At 68.4% G+C, this 17,884-nt stretch carries 12 protein-coding genes and 1 riboswitch; of the genes, 9 read left to right on the forward strand and 3 right to left on the reverse strand.

The features are described 5' to 3' along the window. Entirely contained in the window at positions 1-1,473 is a 1,473-nt protein-coding gene (locus tag QPK32_RS15605; protein WP_290413708.1) for an efflux transporter outer membrane subunit, read from the forward strand. A 269-nt stretch (positions 1,474-1,742) separates the two neighbouring features. On the opposite strand, the gene QPK32_RS15610 is transcribed toward QPK32_RS15605, so the two are convergent. Continuing rightward, the gene (locus QPK32_RS15610; RefSeq protein ID WP_290413709.1) at positions 1,743-2,735 is read right to left on the reverse strand and encodes a bile acid:sodium symporter family protein; all 993 of its coding nucleotides are present in this window, start codon (positions 2,733-2,735) and stop codon (positions 1,743-1,745) included. A 168-nt stretch (positions 2,736-2,903) separates the two neighbouring features. Here QPK32_RS15610 and QPK32_RS15615 point away from each other — a divergent pair, with 168 nt between their 5' ends. From QPK32_RS15615 to QPK32_RS15625, 3 genes are all read left to right on the forward strand, one after another. After that, positions 2,904-5,057 (forward strand): S46 family peptidase, encoded by a 2,154-nt coding sequence (locus tag QPK32_RS15615; protein WP_290413710.1) that lies wholly within the window; start codon positions 2,904-2,906, stop codon positions 5,055-5,057. Between the two features lie 132 nt (positions 5,058-5,189). After that, positions 5,190-5,786, forward strand: coding sequence for a nicotinamide riboside transporter PnuC (gene pnuC, locus QPK32_RS15620; protein ID WP_290413711.1), 597 nt, complete (start codon positions 5,190-5,192; stop codon positions 5,784-5,786). Next, complete coding sequence (locus QPK32_RS15625; protein ID WP_290413712.1) at positions 5,786-6,307, forward strand: ATP-binding protein; 522 nt, start codon at positions 5,786-5,788, stop codon at positions 6,305-6,307. The genes pnuC and QPK32_RS15625 overlap by 1 nt, the downstream gene beginning before the upstream one ends. A gap of 9 nt (positions 6,308-6,316) precedes the next feature. Here the strand turns inward: QPK32_RS15625 and QPK32_RS15630 are convergent, their stop codons facing one another. Together QPK32_RS15630 and QPK32_RS15635 are read right to left on the reverse strand one after the other, a co-directional pair. Next, positions 6,317-8,461, reverse strand: a complete 2,145-nt coding sequence (locus QPK32_RS15630) for a TonB-dependent siderophore receptor (RefSeq protein WP_290413713.1) — start codon at positions 8,459-8,461, stop codon at positions 6,317-6,319. Positions 8,462-8,544: 83 nt separating this feature from the next. Beyond that, a riboswitch (TPP riboswitch) is annotated at positions 8,545-8,643 on the reverse strand. A gap of 142 nt (positions 8,644-8,785) precedes the next feature. Continuing rightward, positions 8,786-9,742 (reverse strand): DUF535 family protein, encoded by a 957-nt coding sequence (locus QPK32_RS15635; protein ID WP_290413714.1) that lies wholly within the window; start codon positions 9,740-9,742, stop codon positions 8,786-8,788. Between the two features lie 378 nt (positions 9,743-10,120). Here QPK32_RS15635 and QPK32_RS15640 point away from each other — a divergent pair, with 378 nt between their 5' ends. From QPK32_RS15640 to QPK32_RS15660, 5 genes are all read left to right on the forward strand, one after another. Continuing rightward, positions 10,121-10,828 (forward strand): glutathione S-transferase, encoded by a 708-nt coding sequence (locus QPK32_RS15640; RefSeq protein ID WP_290413715.1) that lies wholly within the window; start codon positions 10,121-10,123, stop codon positions 10,826-10,828. Positions 10,829-10,914: 86 nt separating this feature from the next. After that, positions 10,915-12,726: an amidase gene (locus tag QPK32_RS15645; RefSeq protein WP_290413716.1), complete on the forward strand. Its 1,812-nt coding sequence runs from the start codon at positions 10,915-10,917 to the stop codon at positions 12,724-12,726. Between the two features lie 184 nt (positions 12,727-12,910). After that, positions 12,911-13,843, forward strand: a complete 933-nt coding sequence (locus tag QPK32_RS15650; RefSeq protein WP_290413717.1) for a PhzF family phenazine biosynthesis protein — start codon at positions 12,911-12,913, stop codon at positions 13,841-13,843. Positions 13,844-14,022: 179 nt separating this feature from the next. Continuing rightward, on the forward strand, positions 14,023-14,805 hold the full coding sequence (locus QPK32_RS15655; protein ID WP_290413718.1) for a hypothetical protein: 783 nt from the start codon (positions 14,023-14,025) through the stop codon (positions 14,803-14,805). Between the two features lie 96 nt (positions 14,806-14,901). After that, positions 14,902-17,868, forward strand: a complete 2,967-nt coding sequence (locus QPK32_RS15660) for a bifunctional diguanylate cyclase/phosphodiesterase (protein WP_290413719.1) — start codon at positions 14,902-14,904, stop codon at positions 17,866-17,868. Positions 17,869-17,884: the final 16 nt, after the last annotated feature.

Consider the following 17,884-nt stretch of genomic DNA (forward strand, 5'->3'; position numbering starts at 1 on the left):
ATGCGAATCGCTCCATCCTTCCGCTTATCGACCCTGACCGCGGCCATCCTGCTGAGCCTTGGCGGCTGCGCCGTCGGCCCGGCCTACGAGCGTCCCACGGCGCCCGAGCCGGCGGCGTTCAAGGAATTGCAGGGCTGGGTGCCGGCGGCGCCGGCCGACGCCCTCGAGCGCGGGCCGTGGTGGACGCTGTTCAACGACCCCGTGCTGAACGAGCTCGCGGCCCAGGTCGAGGTATCGAACCAGAACGTGGCGGCGGCCGTCGCCAACTATGCGCAGGCGCGCGCCCTGGTCGCCCAGCAGCGCGCCTCGCTGTTCCCCGTCGTGACCCTGAACGGATCGGGCACGCGCTCGGGCACGCGCGGCGGCGGCGGCTCGGCCACGGTCGACTCCAACGGCAACATCATCGGCGGCGATCGCGGCGGCAACGCCAGCAACAACTTCCGCCTGTCGCTGGGCGCCAGCTGGGAACCGGACGTGTGGGGCCGCCTGCGCGCCGGCGTGGAATCGGCCGCCGCCAGTGCCCAGGCCAGCGCCGCCGACCTGGCGTCGGCGCGCCTGTCCGCGCAGGGCGAACTGGTGCTCGACTACTTCTCGCTGCGCTCGATCGACGCCCAGCGCGCGATCCTGGCCGAGACCATCGCCGGCTACGAGCGCGTGCTGAAGATCACGCGCAACCGCTTCGACGTGGGCATCGTGCCGCATTCTGACGTGTACCAGGCCGAGACCCAGCTGGCCAGCACGCGCAGCGACGACCTGGCCCTGGTGAGCCAGCGCGCCCAGCTCGAGCACGCGATCGCCGTCCTGCTGGGCAAGGCCCCGTCCGACTTCGCGCTGGCGCCGGCCGAGTGGAACGTGACGGTGCCGGACGTGCCCGTCGGCGTGCCCTCGTTGCTGCTGCAGCGCCGTCCGGACATCGCCGCGGCCGAGCGCGAGGTCGCCATCGCCAACGCCCAGATCGGCATCGCGCGCGCGGCCTACTTCCCGGACATCGGCCTGTCCGCCTCCTACGGCACGGCGGCCAGCCGCATCGGCGACGTGTTCGACGCGTCGGCGGCCGCGTGGTCGTTCGGCCTGTCGGCGGCGCAGACGCTGTTCAACGCCGGCGCCACCCGCGCCAGCGTGGAAGCGGCGCGCGCATCGCACCAGGCGGCGGTGGCGCGCTACCGCCAGACGGTGCTGACGGCCTTCGCCAACGTCGAGGACCAGCTGACGGCCACGCGCGTGCTGGTACAGCAGCAGGAACAGCGCCGCATCGCCTCCGAGGCGGCCAGCAAGGTCGAGGAACAGGTGCTGAACCGCTACAAGGCGGGCCAGGTCGCGTATTCGGACGTGGTGCAGGCCCAGGTCACGGCCCTGAGCGCGCGCCGCAGCCTGATCCAGGTCCAGGCCGACCGCCAGACGACGGCGATCACGCTGATCCAGGCGCTGGGCGGCGGCTGGCACGTGGGGCAGGACGAAGTGGCGACCCGCTGACCCGCGTCAAACCGGGGTCAGAGCCGGGGTCAGAGCCCGGTTTTAGGAAATTTCTTTTAACGAAAAAAAGCGACGCTGTCCCTTTGGCAGCGTCGCTTTTTTCATTTGGTATATTNCCGCGTCAAACCGGGGTCAGAGCCGGGGTCAGAGCCCGGTTTTAGGAAATTTCTTTTAACGAAAAAAAGCGACGCTGTCCCTTTGGCAGCGTCGCTTTTTGCATTTGGTATATTGCCAAAATCGGGGCTCTGACCCCGGCTCTGACCCCGAATTTATTTGGCGCGGCGCGCCCAGCGCTGGGCCAGCACGGCGCAGGTCATCAGCTGGATCTGGTGGAACAGCATCACGGGCAGGATCACCATGCCCAGCGCGCTCGGAGCGAACAGGACTTTCGCCATCGGCACGCCGCTGGCCAGGCTTTTCTTCGAGCCGCAGAACACGATGGTGATCTCGTCTTCCTTGTCGAAGCCCAGCTTGCGGCTGGTCCAGGCCGCGACGCCCAGCGCCACCGCCAGCATCACGGCGCACACGACGCCCAGCGCGACGAGGGAAGAGGGCGACAGCTTGTGCCACAGGCCTTCGTTGACGGATTCGCTGAACGCCGTATAGACCACCAGCAGGATCGAGCCCTGGTCGACGACCTTCAGCATCGGCTTGTGGCGGTCCACCCACTTGCCGATCCACGGGCGCAGCAGCTGGCCCGCAAGGAAGGGCAGCAACAGCTGTTCGACGATGCTGATGACGGCGTTCCACGACGATCCGGTCGACGCGCCGCGCACGATCAGGGTGCTCACCAGCAGCGGCGTGACGAAGATGCCGACGAAGTTCGAGGCCGAGGCGCTGCACACGGCGGCCGCCACGTTCCCGCGCGCCATCGAGGTGAAGGCGATCGAGGACTGCACGGTCGACGGCAGCGTGCACAGGAACAGCACGCCGACGTACAGGTCCGGCGTCAATACGCGGCCCGCCAGCGGCTTCATGGCCAGGCCGATGATCGGGAACAGCACGAAGGTCGACGCCAGCACGAGCAGGTGCAGGCGCCAGTTGGTCAGGCCTTCGACCATCGCCTCGCGCGACAGCTTGGCGCCGTGCAGGAAGAACAGCAGGCCGATGGCGACCGTCGTCACCTGTCCGAGCACGACCGCCGTCTGGCCGGAGCAGGGCAGCAGGCTGGCCAGGGCCACGGTGGACAGCAGCATCAGGGTGAAGGTGTCGACCGACAGGCGGCGCAGCAGGGCGGAAGTACGTTCGATGGCGTTGGACATGGCGGACTACGGGAAAACCGGCGGGAATCGCGCATTGTAGCGCGTTGCGACCGGCCCTGTCGGTCGAAGGCCGGGGCCGGACCGGAGGCGTAAATGCGACAAAACTTATTTCCAGATATAAGTCCGGCAGCTATACTGCCGGCTTGGTTTTTTAACTCGGGGTACAACTTGTTCAAATCGATCGTCCTGCCCGTGGCGGTGCTGGGGGCATTCGCTTCCGCCCACGCCGACGAGGGCCAGTGGCAGCCGCACCAGCTGCCGCAGCTGAAGTCCGAACTCAAGCGCATCGGCATCACCATCCCGGCCGAGAAGCTGGCCGACCTGTCCAAGCATCCGATGAGCGCGATCGTGTCGCTGGGCGGTTGCTCGGCGTCCTTCGTCTCGCCGGACGGCCTGGTGGTCACCAACCACCACTGCGCCTATGGCGCCATCCAGCGCAACGCGACCCCGGAGCATAATTACATCGTCAACGGCTTCCTGGCCAAGACCCGCGCCGAGGAACTGCCGGGCGGCCCGAACTCGCTGGTCTACGTGACCGAGAAGGTCGAGAACGTGACGGACCGCGTGCTGAAAGGCCTGGCACCGAATTTGTCGGGCAAGGAACGCCACGAGCAGGTCGAGAGCCGCATCAAGGCGCTGATCGCCGAATGCGAAAGCGACAAAGCCTATCGCTGCTCCGTCCCCGCCTTCCACCGCGGCGGCGAGTACTACCGCATCAAGCAGCTGATGATCCGCGACGTGCGCCTCGTGTACGCGCCGGCGGATGCCGTCGGCAACTTCGGCGGCGACATCGACAACTACGAGTTCCCGCGCCAGGCCGGCGACTTCTCTTTCCTGCGCGCCTACGTCGGCAAGGACGGCCGCCCGGCCGATCCGTCGCCGGACAACGTGCCCTACCAGTCGAAGGATTTCCTGGTGGTGTCGGCCGAAGGCCTGAAGAACGGCGACCCGATCCTGCTGGCCGGCTACCCGGGCCGCACCAGCCGCTACAAGCTGCCGTCCGAGATCCGCTTCGCGCGCGAGGTCGACTACCCGGCCAAGGTCGCGACCATCACTGCCGACCTGTCGGTGATCGCGGCCGCCACGATGGGCAACCCGGGCTACGACGTGCGCTACGCCAGCGTCGCCAAGAGTCTGAACAATGTGCTGAAGAAGACCCAGGGCCTGCTGGACGGCTTCGCGCGCAAGGACATCGCGGCCATCAAGGACGTGCAGGACGCGGAGTTCCGCAATTGGTATAAACAGAACATGAACCGGCCGGACGTCGGCGGCTCGAAGACGCTGCTGGCCGACCTCGATGCCGCGATCAAGGCCGACATGGACGGCGCGCAGCAGGAAGCCGCATGGGCGGAAGCGACGCACAGCGACCTGCTCAAGAGCGCGCGTACCTTGTACCGCCTGGCGCTGGAGCGCCAGAAGCCGGACGCCCAGCGCGAGGCGGGCTACCAGGAACGCGACCTGTCGTTCATCAAGGCGCGCCTGACCCGCCTGGAGCAGTCGTTCGTGCCCAGCGTCGACCAGGCGCGCTGGCAGGCCGCGCTGAACCGCTACGCGAAGATCCCGGCCACCGCCCACCCGCAGGGGCTCGACGCGCTGCTGCCGAAGCAGGACGCGATTTCCGCGATGTATAAATCGACCGAACTGGGCGACACCGCCAAGCGCCTGGCCTGGATCGGCAAGGATACGGACGCGTTCCGCAAGTCGAACGACCCGTTCATCCAGCTGGCCGTACGCCTGCAGGACACGGGCATGGCGCTGGAAGACCGCCGCAAGGAAGTCGACGGCAACCTGGAACGCGTGATCCCGCAGTACATGAACGCCGTCATCGCCTGGAAGAAGTCGCAGGGCAAGCCGGTCTACCCGGACGCCAACTCGACGCTGCGCGTGACCTACGGGACCGTGGCGCCGTACAGCCCGCGCGACGGCCTGACCAAGGGACCGTTCACGACCGTGCAGGGCATCGTCGAGAAGGCGACCAACAAGGAGCCATTCAACGCGCCGACCAACCTGCTGCAGGCGATCCGCGAAAAGCGCTGGGGCCAGTTCAAGGATCCGGTGCTGGGCACCGTGCCCGTGAACTTCCTGTCGAGCGCCGACACGACCGGCGGCAACTCCGGTTCGGCCGTGATGAACAAGCGCGGCGAACTGGTGGGCCTGAACTTCGACTCGACCTACGAGTCGATCACCAAGGACTGGTACTTCGACCCGGTGATCACCCGTGCGATCCACGTCGACATCCGCTACATGCTGTGGGTGATGAAGGAAGTCGACCATGCCGACAACCTGCTCAAGGAAATGACGATCAAGTATCCGAAGCGCTGATCGCGTCCTCGACAGCCTGACAGCCGCGCCGGGAGCGATTCTGGCGCGGCTTTTTTCATGGCGCGGCGCTTGCAGCTTGCGCAATCCGGCGCCGCCTTCCATAATTGCCGGCTGACTTCCCATTCCGACCAGATGAACGAGACCCTCCACATCGCCGGCTACGCCACGACCCCGCTGGAACTGATTTCCTTCGTGCTGTCGATCGCGACGGTGCTGCTGAACATCCGCCGCGTCCACTGGGCCTGGCTGTTCGCGATCGTCTCGTCCGCCACCTACGGCATCGTGTTCTTCGATGCGCGCCTGTACGGCGACGCCGGCCTGCAGGGCGTGTTCATCGCGACGTCGCTCTGGGGCTGGACCCAGTGGCTGCGGGGCGCCGGCGACGCGCCCCTGGTCGTCACGCGCCTCGATGCCCAGGGCTGGGCCTGGTCGCTGGGTGGCTGGGCGCTCGGCTACCTGGCGCTGTCCTCGTTCCTGAAGCACTTCACCGATACCGACGTGCCGCACCTGGACGGCTTCCTCACGGCCGGCAGCCTGCTCGGCACGCTGCTCACGGCGAGGAAGAAGGTCGAGAACTGGCTCGTGTGGATCGTCGCCGACGTCGTCTACGTGGGCCTGTACGTGCACAAGGGCCTGAACCTGACGGCGGTACTGTATGCGCTGTTCGTCGCGATGGCTGTCGCCGGCCTGTTCGCCTGGCGTGCCGCGGCGCGCGCGGGAGCGCGCTGATGGAGACGCTGCCGGGCAGGATCGAGCGCATCGCGATCCTGGGCGCCGAATCGACGGGCAAGTCGACGCTGGCCGAAGCGCTGGCCGCGCACTACGGCACCGTGTGGGTGCCGGAATACCTGCGCGAATTCGTCGACGTGAACGAGCGCGTGCCGCGCGAGGACGACCAGGTCGGCATCGCCCGCACCCAGCTCGAACGCGAAGCCGCGCTGCTGCCGCGGGCGAACCGCTTCCTGTTCTGCGACACGGCGCCGCTGATGACGGCCGTGTACAGCCGCATCTACTGGGGCCGCGTGCCGGACGCCTTGCTGGCGCTGGAAGCGGCGCACGACTATGCGCTGACGCTGGTGGCGGACATCGACCTGCCGTGGGTGCCCGACGGACTGCAGCGCGAATCGGAGGAAGTGCGCCGGCGCGTGCACGCCCAGCTGCTGGCGGTGCTGGACGCGCGCGCCATTCCGTACACGCTGCTGCGGGGCGACCTGGCGCAGCGCATGCGCCAGGTCGCAGCCTTTCTTTAGCGCGCTGCTTTAGAAGTCGACCGTCGCCGACAGGCGGAAGGTGCGCGGCGCGCCCGCGAGCAGGTAGCCGCCCAGCGCCGGCGTGACGTCGCGCCAGTAGAACTTGTCGAACAGGTTTTCCGCGCGGGCGCGCAGGGTCACGCTGTTCGTTCCCATTTTCATGGCATAGGACGCGCCCAGGCCGAACACGTGGTAGTCCGGCACGAACACGCGATTCTCGACGTCGAACGCCTTTTTCCCCGAATACTGCCAGGTGCCGTCCAGCTTCAGGCCGGGGACTTGCGGCACGGCGTAGGCGACCAGGGCGGTCGACTTGAACGCGGGAACGTCGGTGACGCGCTTGCCGTCGATGCTGGCCGTGCCGGTGCCGGACTGGCGCGTGTTCAGCGCCAGCAGCGACAGGCTCCAGTCCAGGTTCGGGGTCGCCTTGCCGTCGGCCGACAGTTCGATGCCGCGGTGCGTCTGGCGGCCGTTGCGCACGTAGGCGTTGTCCGCATCCGTGTATTCCAGGCCCTGGCGGATCTGGAACAGCGCCGCCGACAGCGTCAGCGCGTCGCCCATCGCGGCCTTGGCGCCGACCTCGAACTGGCGCGAGCGCTGCGGCGCCAGCATCTGGTTCTGGTTGACGGTTTCCATCGGTGCGATGCCGCCGTTCTGCAGGCCGTCGTTGAACGAGGCGTACACGTTCCAGTCCTGCCGCGGGCTGTAGACGAGGGCCACGCGCGGCAGCACGAAGGAATGGTCGCTCGAGATCCAGGTGGCGCTGTCGCCCACGTATTCGTCGCGCTCGATCTTCACGTAGCGCAGGCCGCCGTGCAGCGTGAGCTGCGGGGTCAGCTTGACGATGTCTTCCGCGAACAGCGCGCTCTCGGCATCGCTGCGGCGCTCGAACACAGGGCCCGTCACGCGGTCCGGGCCCACGCTGGGCGTGACCAGCGGATGCCAGATATTGCTGTAGCCGACGTAGTCGTAGACATAGTCGCCGAAGCTGTCGTGGCGTTCGGCGTAGGAGGTGCCGACCGTCAGCGCGTGCTGCACGCCGCCGGCGGTGAAGCGGCCCTGGACCTGGGCCTGGACGCCCCACGGGCTCTTGCGTTCGCCCGTGCTCTGGTAGTCGTAGACGTCGTAGTCGCCGTTCGAGCAGAAGCCGGGGTAGTAGCCGTCGCCCTCGTTGCTGCAGCCGTAGGGGAAGGCGGTGTAGTCGTCGCGCTTGAACCAGTGCTTGTTGGCGGCCACGGTCGCCGTCCACGTGGGTGCCAGCTTGTACTCGAAGCGCAGGCCGAGGTTGCTGTCCTTGGTCGTGACGGGACGGGTCCAGGGCTGGTCGTTCAGCAGCGTCCGGGCCGATACGCCGGTGGGCAGCACCTCGTTGCGGATCAGCTGGTAGCCGGGCGCCGTGACCTGGGCCTTGCGCTGGTAGTCCATGTCCAGCTGCAGCAGCGCGTCCGGCGTGATCTGCCAGTCGAACGCGCCCGAGACGAATTGCCGGTCGCCGTTGGCGCCGCGCACGTAGGAATGCAGGTCGGCGGCGGCGGCGTTGATGCGGTAGCCGAAGCGGCGGTCGTCGAAGCGGCCGCCCAGGTCCAGGCTGCCGTACAGCGTGCCGCGCTCGCTCACCTCCGCGGTGGCGGAGCGCAGCGGCGTGCTGGTCGGGCGCTTGGTCACGTAGTTGATGATGCCGCCCGGCGTGGCGATGCCCGAGCTCAGCCCCGTCAAGCCCTTCAGGATCTCGATGCGCTCCTTGTTCTCGAGCGGGATCTGGGTGTCGCCCGGAATGGCGAAGCCGTCCTTGCGGTAGCTGTAGTTGTTGTCCAGCGCGAAGCCGCGGATCGAGAACTGTTCGGCATAGCCGACGGCGTTGTAGGCATCGCTGACGGAGGCGTCGAAGCGCACGGCGTCCGTGGTCGAACGGATCGACAGGTCCTGCATCTGCGTACGGCCGATGGCCGTGATCGAGGACGGCGTGTCGAAGAGCGACGCTTCGCCGAAGCCGCCGACGCTGGCGCGGTCGGTGGCGATGAAGCGGTTGCCGGTGACGACCACTTCGGCGACCTGGCCGGCCGCGGCCGTGTCTTGGGTCTGCGTCTGTGCGAACGTCGGGAAGGCCTGCACGAGGGCGCAGGCAAGGAGGGGATACTTCAGTCTCAGGTTCATGTGTGCTCGCTTCGCGCGCCGGCATCGGCACGCTGCTTTTTTTGTCAAAAGCCGGAGCCAACGGGGGAAGGGCAAACAAGGGTGGGAACTGCGTTGCGCTTTCCTTCGCTGGCATTATCCAGATCAGGTACGAAGGGTATTTCTCACCCGGAAGCGCACTTCCAGGACCCCTAGCGAAGGCGCGAGTCTAACACGACCCGCGTTGTCGTGGTGCGATTACTAATACATGCATCGAAAAGCCGGGATCGAAAAGCCGGGATCGAGTAGCCGGGATTGAAACAACGGCGTCCCGCACGCCGCCGCATGCATGGCGTGTCGTCCAGCCTATGCCGGCTCAAGCTGTGTCGCCGGCACTTCCACGTGAGGGCGGGCATGCAGCAGGTGGCGCTGCAGCACGGTGCGGGCGGATTCGCCGATCAGGCGCCAGTGCTCACGGCGCTGGGCGGCGCGCTTGCGGTGCTTGGACGGCATCTCGGACAGCGGCTTGACGTAGAAGGGCAGTTGGATCAGGTAGCCGGGCACGCCTTCCATCTCGGTGCCGCCAAGGATTTGCCAGAAGCCGTCGTAGGCGTTGGCGAAGTGCTTTTCCGGATCGGGATCGTAGGCGATGTGCGCCTCGCTGCGGATGGCGACGACGCGGTCGATGCCGACGGCCTGGACGATGCCCTGCATGGCGGCAAAGCAGAAGAAGCTGGGCGAATTGTTCGGGAACACGCGCTCGAAGGCCTCGAAGGCGGCGCCGGAATCCGTCCAGCGCCCCTGGTTGCGCGCGATGAAGGGCACGACCGGCAGGTCGACGCCGAACGTGGCGCCTTCGAGCCAGCTGAAGGACAGGCGGTGCAGGCATTTGCCGTCGGCCAGCAGGGCGACGGTGAGGTCGCCCTCGGCATTGCTGCGCGAGGCCATCTCGAGCTGGATCGCGAACGTGCTGCCGTCGGCCTCGTGCTGCCACAGCGGCAGGCGGCACTCGCTGTAGACGGCCTGCTGGTAGGCCTCGTCGAAGGTGGTTTCCTCGAAGCGGTAGTGGCTCAGCACGGCCTGCACGCGCGCGCGCGCCGACATGCCTTTCATGAGGTAGTCGCGGTGGCTCAGGTGGTGGAACGGGTCGTCGTTGGCGGGCGCCATGACGTGCTTGCGGTAGACGCCGAGGTCGCACAGCGCGCGGTGGTCGCGGTACCAGGCCAGTACGCGCAGGCTGCGCGCGATGCACAATAGCCAGGACGACAAGCTGTACTGGCCGCGGCGGGCGGTCCAGTGGCGGGTGAGGTGAGCGAAAATCATGGGTGCGCTCCGGATTGCATGATCGGTTTGCGGGTACTTCGACGACCTGCCGCGCGCCGGATTGGCGGTCGCGGCGGGTGTTCGCGTGCCCTTGTTGCTGTGTTCGGGTTCATCTTGGCGCACGGGCCGGCAAGGCGGCGTGCGCGTGCTCAACGGTAAATCGGCGTGGATGCGGTGTCCGCGCTCAGGATCGGCAGGATCGTCGGCGGCGGTAGCGGTAGCGGTTCCCTAGTGTCTTTTTTGTTATCATCATGTCTCTGGTTGTTGATCTTTTGTCAGGCGAGTTGCCAGACGCAAGACTAGCACGATTGCCGCGCCGAACATTGAAATCCTCATGAATAATTGAGTCAGGCCGAACAACTTGAGGAGGGCATCGCGATGATCGAACTTTTTTATTGGCCCACCATCCAGGGGCGCGGTGAGTTCGTGCGCCTGGCGCTGGAGGAAGCGGGCGTGGAGTACGTCGACGTGGCGCGCAAGCCGGGCGGGATGGCGCGCATGATCGCGGCGATGGACGGCGCCGACCATCCCTCGTATGCGCCGCCGTTCCTGAAGGCGGATGGCATGACCATCGGCCAGACCGCCAACATCCTGTTCTGGCTGGGCCAGCGCCACGGCCTGGCGCCGCAGGACGAGCAGGGCAGGCTGTGGGTCAACCAGATCCAGCTGACCATCGCCGACATGGTGGCCGAGGCCCACGACAGCCACCATCCGGTGGCGACCTCGCTCTACTACGAGGACCAGCGTCCCGAGGCCAAGCGCCGCGCCGCCGACTTTCTGGAAACCCGGATTCCGAAGTTCTTCGACTGGTTCGAAGGCATCCTGGCACGGCCGCAGCCGAAGGACTACCTGCTCGGCGCCACGCTCACCTATGCCGACCTGTCGCTGTTCCAGCTGATGGAAGGCCTGCGCTACGCCTTCCCGCACGCGCTGGCCCACGCCGACGCGAACTATCCGCTGCTGGCGGCGCTGCGCGACCGGGTCGCGGCGCGGCCGCGCGTCGCCGCCTACCTGGCGTCGGACCGGCGCCTGCCGTTCAACGAGGAGGGCATCTTCCGCCATTATCCGGAGCTGGACCGCCAATGAACGAAGACAGCCGGCGAGGATGCGAGATGATTGTTTCGTCCATGCCTCTGCGGTAGGATCGTGTATCCCCCCACCGCAGAGATGCCATGACCCGACGCCGCCAGTTCCTGATCCAGGCCGGCCTGCTCGCCGCCGGCGCCAGCGCAGCCGACGCCACCGCAGCCGGACAAGACACGCCCACCACGTCCACTGCGCCCGCGACGCCGGGCGCCCCGCCCACCTTCGGCGCCACCCCCGGCTTTGGCCCCGACGTCTCGCCCGCCACCTTCGCCGAAGCCGAGAAGCTGATGCAGGTGTCGATGAGCTCGACGCAGCGCCGCATGGCCGCGCGCAGCTGGCGCGTGTCGCTGGCCTCGACGATGGAGCGGCGCAGCGGCCCGCGCCGCGTCGACCTGGAGCCGGGCATCGCGCCGGCCACCGTCTGGGATCCGGCCGCCGCCGTGGGCACCGCCGGCCCCGCGCGCGAGCGCTTCGTGCGCAGCCGCGCGGCCGCCGCGCCGCTGCCCGCCGACGACGCCGACATCGCCCACGCCCCCGTGACCCGGCTGGCGCACTGGATCGAGACGCGCGCCCTGAGCTCGGAGCGCCTCACGCGCCTCTACCTGGCGCGCATCCGCCGCCTGGACGGCGCCCTGCGCAGCGTGATCACGGTGACGGAAGCGCACGCGCTGGAACGCGCGCGCCAGGCCGACCGCGAGATCGCCGCCGGCAAGTACCGCGGCCCGCTGCACGGCATTCCCTACGGCGTGAAGGATTTGCTCGACACCGCCGGCATCCCGACCACCTGGGGCGCGGAACCGTTCCGTGCGCGCGTGCCGACGACCGACGCCCACGTCGTGCGCCGTCTGGACGCGGCCGGCGCCGTGCTGGTCGCCAAGCTGAGCCTGGGCGCGCTGGCGCTGAACGACGTCTGGTTCGGCGGCCAGACGATGAACCCGTGGCTGCCGGAGGAGGGCGCATCCGGTTCGAGCGCCGGTCCCGGCGCGGCCACGGCGGCGGGCCTGGTGGCGTTCTCGATCGGCAGCGAGACGGGCGGCAGCATCGTCAGCCCGTCGATGCGCTGCGGTGTCGCCGGCCTGCGCCCGACCTATGGCCGCGTGGGCCGCAGCGGCGCCATGACGCTGTGCTGGTCGCTCGACAAGCTGGGCCCGATGACGCGCAGCGTCGAGGATGCGATGCTGGTGCTGCGCGCGATTGCCGGCCCCGACGCCGGCGACGTCGCCAGCCGGCCGGCCAGGCTCGACTTCGATGCGAACGCGGGCGTGGCCGGCCTGAAGGTCGGCTACTTCCCCGGCTGGATGAAGGAAGACCCGGCCACCGACGTCGACCGCGCCGCGCTGGAGAACCTGAAGAAGCTGGGCTGCAAGGCCGTGCCCGTGACGCTGCCGGACTGGCCGCACCAGTCGCTCAACACGGTGCTGTTCGCCGAGGCGGCCGCCGCCTTCGAGGAGATCGTGCTGGACGGCCGTGTCGACGAACTCGCCATGCAGGTGCCCGACGCCTGGCCCAACCTGCTGCGCCAGGCACGCTTCCTGTCGGCCGTGGACTTCGTGCAGGCCGACCGCCTGCGCCGCAAGTACGCGCTGGAGATGGCGCGCATCCTGCGCGAGGTCGACCTGTTGCTGGTGCCCTCGCTGCGCGAGGAGATGCTGACGATCTCGAACAACACGGGCCATCCGTCGCTGACGGTGCGCACCGGCTTCGTGGCGGTGGGCGCGGCGCGCAGCGACTGGGCCCCGGATCCGCAACGCCCGCTGCCCACGTTCGCGCCGCCGCGCCGCGTGCCGCACGGCGTGACGCTGATCGGGCGCCTGTTCGACGAAGGAACGATCGCCCGAGTGGGCATGGCGCTGGAGCGCGTGTCCGGCGTCGCGGCCGAGCGCGCGCCGGGCTTTTGAGTACATCGCTCACGTACACCGATCACGTACATCGATCGCGTCAAACCGCGTGCATGCCGGCGGAAGCATGTTCGCCGGCGGCGCGCGCGCCTGACAGGCGTCGGCGGCGCCGGCGGGGCAGGGGCGTGCACGACCGGCGCGGCGGCACTATCATGGTCGTCCCTCATCGACACAGGAGACGACCATGGCAAGCACCATCACCCGGCAACCCGATGTTCCGCCGGCCGCCGAGCCAAGCGCGGGCGCGGGCGCCGGCGGCCCCGTCGACACGTCCGCGGTCCAGCGCATCGCCGCGTTCTCGGATGGCGACGCCGGCGGCAATCCGGCCGGCGTCTGGATCGGCGCCGCGCTGCCGCCGGCAGCCGAGATGCAGCGCCTGGCACATGCCGTCGGGTACTCCGAGACGGCATTCGCGGCGCGACAGGGCGACAGCTGGCGCGTGCGCTATTTCTCGCCCGAATCCGAAGTGCCGTTCTGCGGCCACGCCACCATCGCCCTCGGCGCGGCGCTGGCGGCGCGCGAAGGCGACGGCGTATTCCCGCTGGCCTTGAACAATGCGTCGATCACCGTCGAAGGCAGGCGCGAAGGCGCCCGCACGGCCGCCGCCCTGCAATCGCCGCCGACCTGGAGCCGGCCGGCCGATTCCGGCCTCGTGGACACCGCGCTGGCCTTGTTCGGCTACACGGCCGCCGATCTCGATCCGCGCATCCCGCCCGCGCTCGCCCATGCCGGCGCCGACCACGTGGTGCTGGCGCTGGCCAGCCGCGCGGCGCTGGCGGCGATGCGCTACGACCTGGACGCGGGCCGCCGCCTGATGAACGCCCACGGCCTGACCACGATCGTGCTCGCGGTCGCGGAAAGCGCGCAGCTGTTCCATACACGTAATCCCTTTGCCAGCGGCGGCGTCTACGAAGACCCGGCCACGGGCGCGGGCACCGCCGCGCTGGCCGGCTACCTGCGCGACCTGGGCTGGCCGCACGGCGGCGCCATCGACGTGGTGCAGGGCGAGGACATGGGCATGCGCTCGCGCCTGCATGCGGCGATGGGGCCGCAGGCGGGCAGCTCGATTCGCGTGTCCGGCACCGCGCGGCCGCTGGCGGAGGCCACGCCGGCGTAAAAACCCACCGCAAGTCACAAGATTGCCGTCTGGCAATACCAGCTTCCCGCATTGCCAGACGTATGGATGAGCAGAAATGACGCGGAAAAGCACGTTTTCTCGGTGATTTGGTTTTTATTGGACGATTGATAATCATCAATACCAGTCGTTCAACACCACATTCGAGGAATTACCCCGTCATGGAATCGTCCCGCCCCGCCTTCGTCTCCGTCCCGCAAGCCCCTGCCGAGGGCGCGTCCGCGCGTCCCGCCTTGGCGACCGAGCGCCTGCCGTTCACCATCCGCCGGGTCGAGACGGAGGACAGCCTGCGCAAGGCCGTGCGCATCCGCCACGCGGCCTACGCGCGCCACCTGCCGGAGTTCGCGCAGACGCTGGCGCTGCCGGAGGCCTGCGACTACGAGGACGATGTGGTGGTCCTGCTGGCCGAGTCGCGCCTGGACGGCACGCCGCTGGGGTCGGTGCGCATCCAGACCAACCTGCACCGCGCACTGCACGTGGAGGAATCGGTCGAGCTGCCGTCCTGGCTGCAGGGCAAGCGCCTGGCCGAGGTGACCCGGCTGGGCATCGACGAGGGCCGCATCGGCCGCGTCGTCAAGATCGCCCTGATCAAGGCCTGCTTCGAGTATTGTGAGCAGAATGGCATCGACTACGCCGTCGTCACGGGCCGCTCGCCGATCGACCGCCAGTACGCGCAGCTGCTGTTCGTCGACGTGTTCGAGGACGGCGCCATGGTGCCGCTGCGCCACGTCGGCAACATCCCGCACCGCGTGATGGCCTTCGAGATCGCCACCGGCGAAGCGCGCTGGAGCGCGGCGCGCCACCCGATGCTGGGATTCTTCAAGCATACCCGCCATCCGGACATCGATATCGGCGCGCGCAAGGTGCCGGCGGTGGTGCAGCGTCCGGCGCCTTCGGCGGCCGCGATGCCCGTTGCATCAACGGCGCACTTTGCCATGGCCTAACATAGAAATTGCATGACGGCATTGATTTCACGCTGTATGCTGCGAAGTCGATGCCGGCAGGGATCTGCAGGCGACTGTGTATTGCCTTAGATTCTTATGCTCAAGCCCGCCTCCTATCCGCGCAACCCGACGCCGACCTTTGCCCAGCGCGCGGTCGATGCCGTGTTGCGCTTGCTCGCCACCTACATGCTACCGGTGGGCATCGGCATGTTTTCGCTGATCGCGCTGCTGTCCTGGCCCGACCACTACGCCCACGACGACGGCGTGGCGCTGCCCTTGCAGGTGCTGACGCCGGACGCCAGGCTGACCCCGGGCCAGGCCGTGCACCTGCTGTCCCAGCGCCCGCCGATCGACAGCTTCGAGACCCGCTTGTCCGAACAACCCCTGTGGTTCGCGTTCACGCCCCGCGTCCGTGCGGCGGGGGCGGGCGGGGGAGCAGGGATCGGCATCGAATTCCCCTCGCGCCACGCGACCGCCATCGCCTGCTGGGATGCGCAGACGCTGCAGCCGCTGGGCGACGCCTCGCGCACGGGCGCGCACGGCGCCATGAAGGCCGTCAAGGCCGGCTTCGCGCTGAACCTGGGCGGCGCCACCGGCCAGGTACTGTGCCGCGCCAGCTTCGTGGGGCCGGCGCGCCTGACCGCCGTCGCCTGGCCGGCCGGGCAGCTGGAACTGTCGATCCAGGATTTCCACCGCAAGTCCGGCCTGCTCGACGGCGGCATGATCGTGCTGACGCTGTTCGTGCTGCTGACGGCGCTGATCAACCGCCAGGCGCTGTACATCCAGTTCGCCGGCTGGCTGATCCTGAGCCTGCGCGCGGGCGCGCTGTCGGGCGGCTGGGACATCCAGTGGCTGGGCCAGGTGGTGCCGGCCGACTGGCTGCTGCCGATGCGGGCCGTGACCATCGCCCTGTTCGCGCTGTCGTCCCTGACGCTGTACCAGACGCTGTTCGGCGCCGAGCTGGCGCGCACCCGCTTCGGCCCCTTCCTGCGCTTTTCCCAATGGGTGTGCCTGCCGTTCCTGGCGTGCGCGCTGCTGCTGCCCTACCGCGTGTTCCTGCCCATCATGTGGGGCGTGGTCGCGTTCGGCCTGGGCCTGATGACGCTGGGCCTGGTCGCCATCATGCTGCGTTCGCGCAACCGGGTGGCGATGTGGTTTGCGGCCTCGTTCGCCGTCACCTTCGTGGCGTCGCTGGCCGAGGTGGCCGGCGCCGCGATGGAATTGCGCGCGCTGTCCGACGTCGTCAACAGCGTCACCGCCGCGCTGGCATCGAGCCTGCTGGCGGCGCTGGCCGTGGCCGAGCAGATGCGCATCGAGACCGAGCAGCGCATGGCGGCCCAGGAAAAGCTGGAGCAGGCGTTCGAGGCGATGCCGGTCGGCCTGTTCACGCTCGACATGTACGGCACCTTCCTGAGCGCCAACCCGGCGCTGCGCAAGATGCTCGACATGGCCGATTTCGTGCCCGGCCGCACCGGCTGGAAGCAGTTCTTCGCCGACAGCCTGTGGATCGAGCTGCACGAGACCGTCCACATGCGCAGCGAGGCGGAAATGCAGATCGCCAGCCGCGACGGCAGCCGCCGCTTCCTCGTCAGCGCCACGCTGGCGCGCGGCCGCATCGAAGCGGTGATGCAGGACGTCACCGACAAGCACAAGGCCACCGAGCAGCTGCGCTTCATGGCCAACAACGACCCGCTGACCAAGGTCTTCAACCGGCGCGGCATCGAGAAGATGTTCGAGGGCGCGGCGCACACGCTGGACGCGGGCAAGCCGCTGTCGCTGGCCTACATCGACCTCGACCGCTTCAAGCTGATCAACGACCTGTTCGGCCACGCGGCCGGCGACGAGGTGCTCAAGCAGGTGTGCGAGCGCATGGCGCTGATGCTGGGCGGCGGCCAGCAGATCGGCCGCGTGGGCGGCGACGAATTCGTGATCGTGATGCCGGATACGGCGGTGCCGCTGGCGTCGCTGATCTGCCGCGGCATCGTCGACCGCATCGGCGGCACCCCGTACCGCGTCGGCGACAAGGCCTTCCACGTGCGCGGCTCCTGCGGCCTGATCGAGGTGGCGCCGGGCATGCCCATGAAGGATGCCGTGTCCACCGCCGACCGCGCATGCCGCGAAGCCAAGGGCGGCCACAATGCCGGCCTGGTCGTGTACGAGCGCGGCTCGGCCGCGTTCCAGGAGCGCGCCAGCGAATTGAACCTGGTCGAGCGCCTGTCCGGCCCGGACGCCACCAAGGACATGTTCCTGGAGATGCAGCCGATCATGTCGCTGAGCGCGCCGCACGAATCGCTGAACTTCGAGGTGCTGCTGCGCATGCGCGAGCCCGACGGCCGCACCACGCCGGCCGGCCCCGTGATCGCCGCCGCCGAGAAGAGCGGGCGCGCGGGCGTGATCGACCGCTGGGTGCTGTCGACCGCGCTGGCCTGGATCGAGGACAATGCCGAAGCGCTGGGCAATACCCGCTTCGTGTGCATGAACCTGTCCGGCGCCTCGCTCAACGACGAGCGCTTCGTGCAGGACACGATGGAGATCCTGGCGCTGTACCGCCACGTGGCGGGCCGGCTGTGCATGGAGATCACGGAGAGCGTCGCGCTGCACGACCTCGACAACACGCGCCGCTTCATCGACGAGGTGCGCAACTTCGGCGTGAAGGTGGCGCTGGACGATTTCGGCGCCGGCTACACCTCGTTCTCCTACCTGAAGGAACTGCCGGCCGACGTGCTGAAAATCGACGGCAACTTCATCGTCAACATCAACGCCCATCCGGCCAACGTCGCCATCGTCGAGGCCATCGTCAACCTCGCCGCCAACCTGGGCATGAAGACCATCGCCGAGTGGGCCGAGGATGCGGACACGATCCGCACGCTGGCCGAGATCGGCGTCGACTACGTGCAGGGCTATGCGATCGCCCGTTCGCAGCCGCCGGAAAAGCTGCTCGCGGCCAGCTCCTCGGCCAGCTTCATCAAGTCCGAAGACGTGCTGCAGCTGGTGCGCATGCTGGGCGCGCCGGCCAACGAGGCGGCGCCGCCGGATGTCGACCACTTGCGCGACTCGTACTGACTTGCCGATCGACTGA

The sequence above is a fragment of the Massilia sp. YIM B02763 genome (genome assembly GCF_030412015.1).
Taxonomy (GTDB): Bacteria; Pseudomonadota; Gammaproteobacteria; order Burkholderiales; family Burkholderiaceae_D; genus Telluria.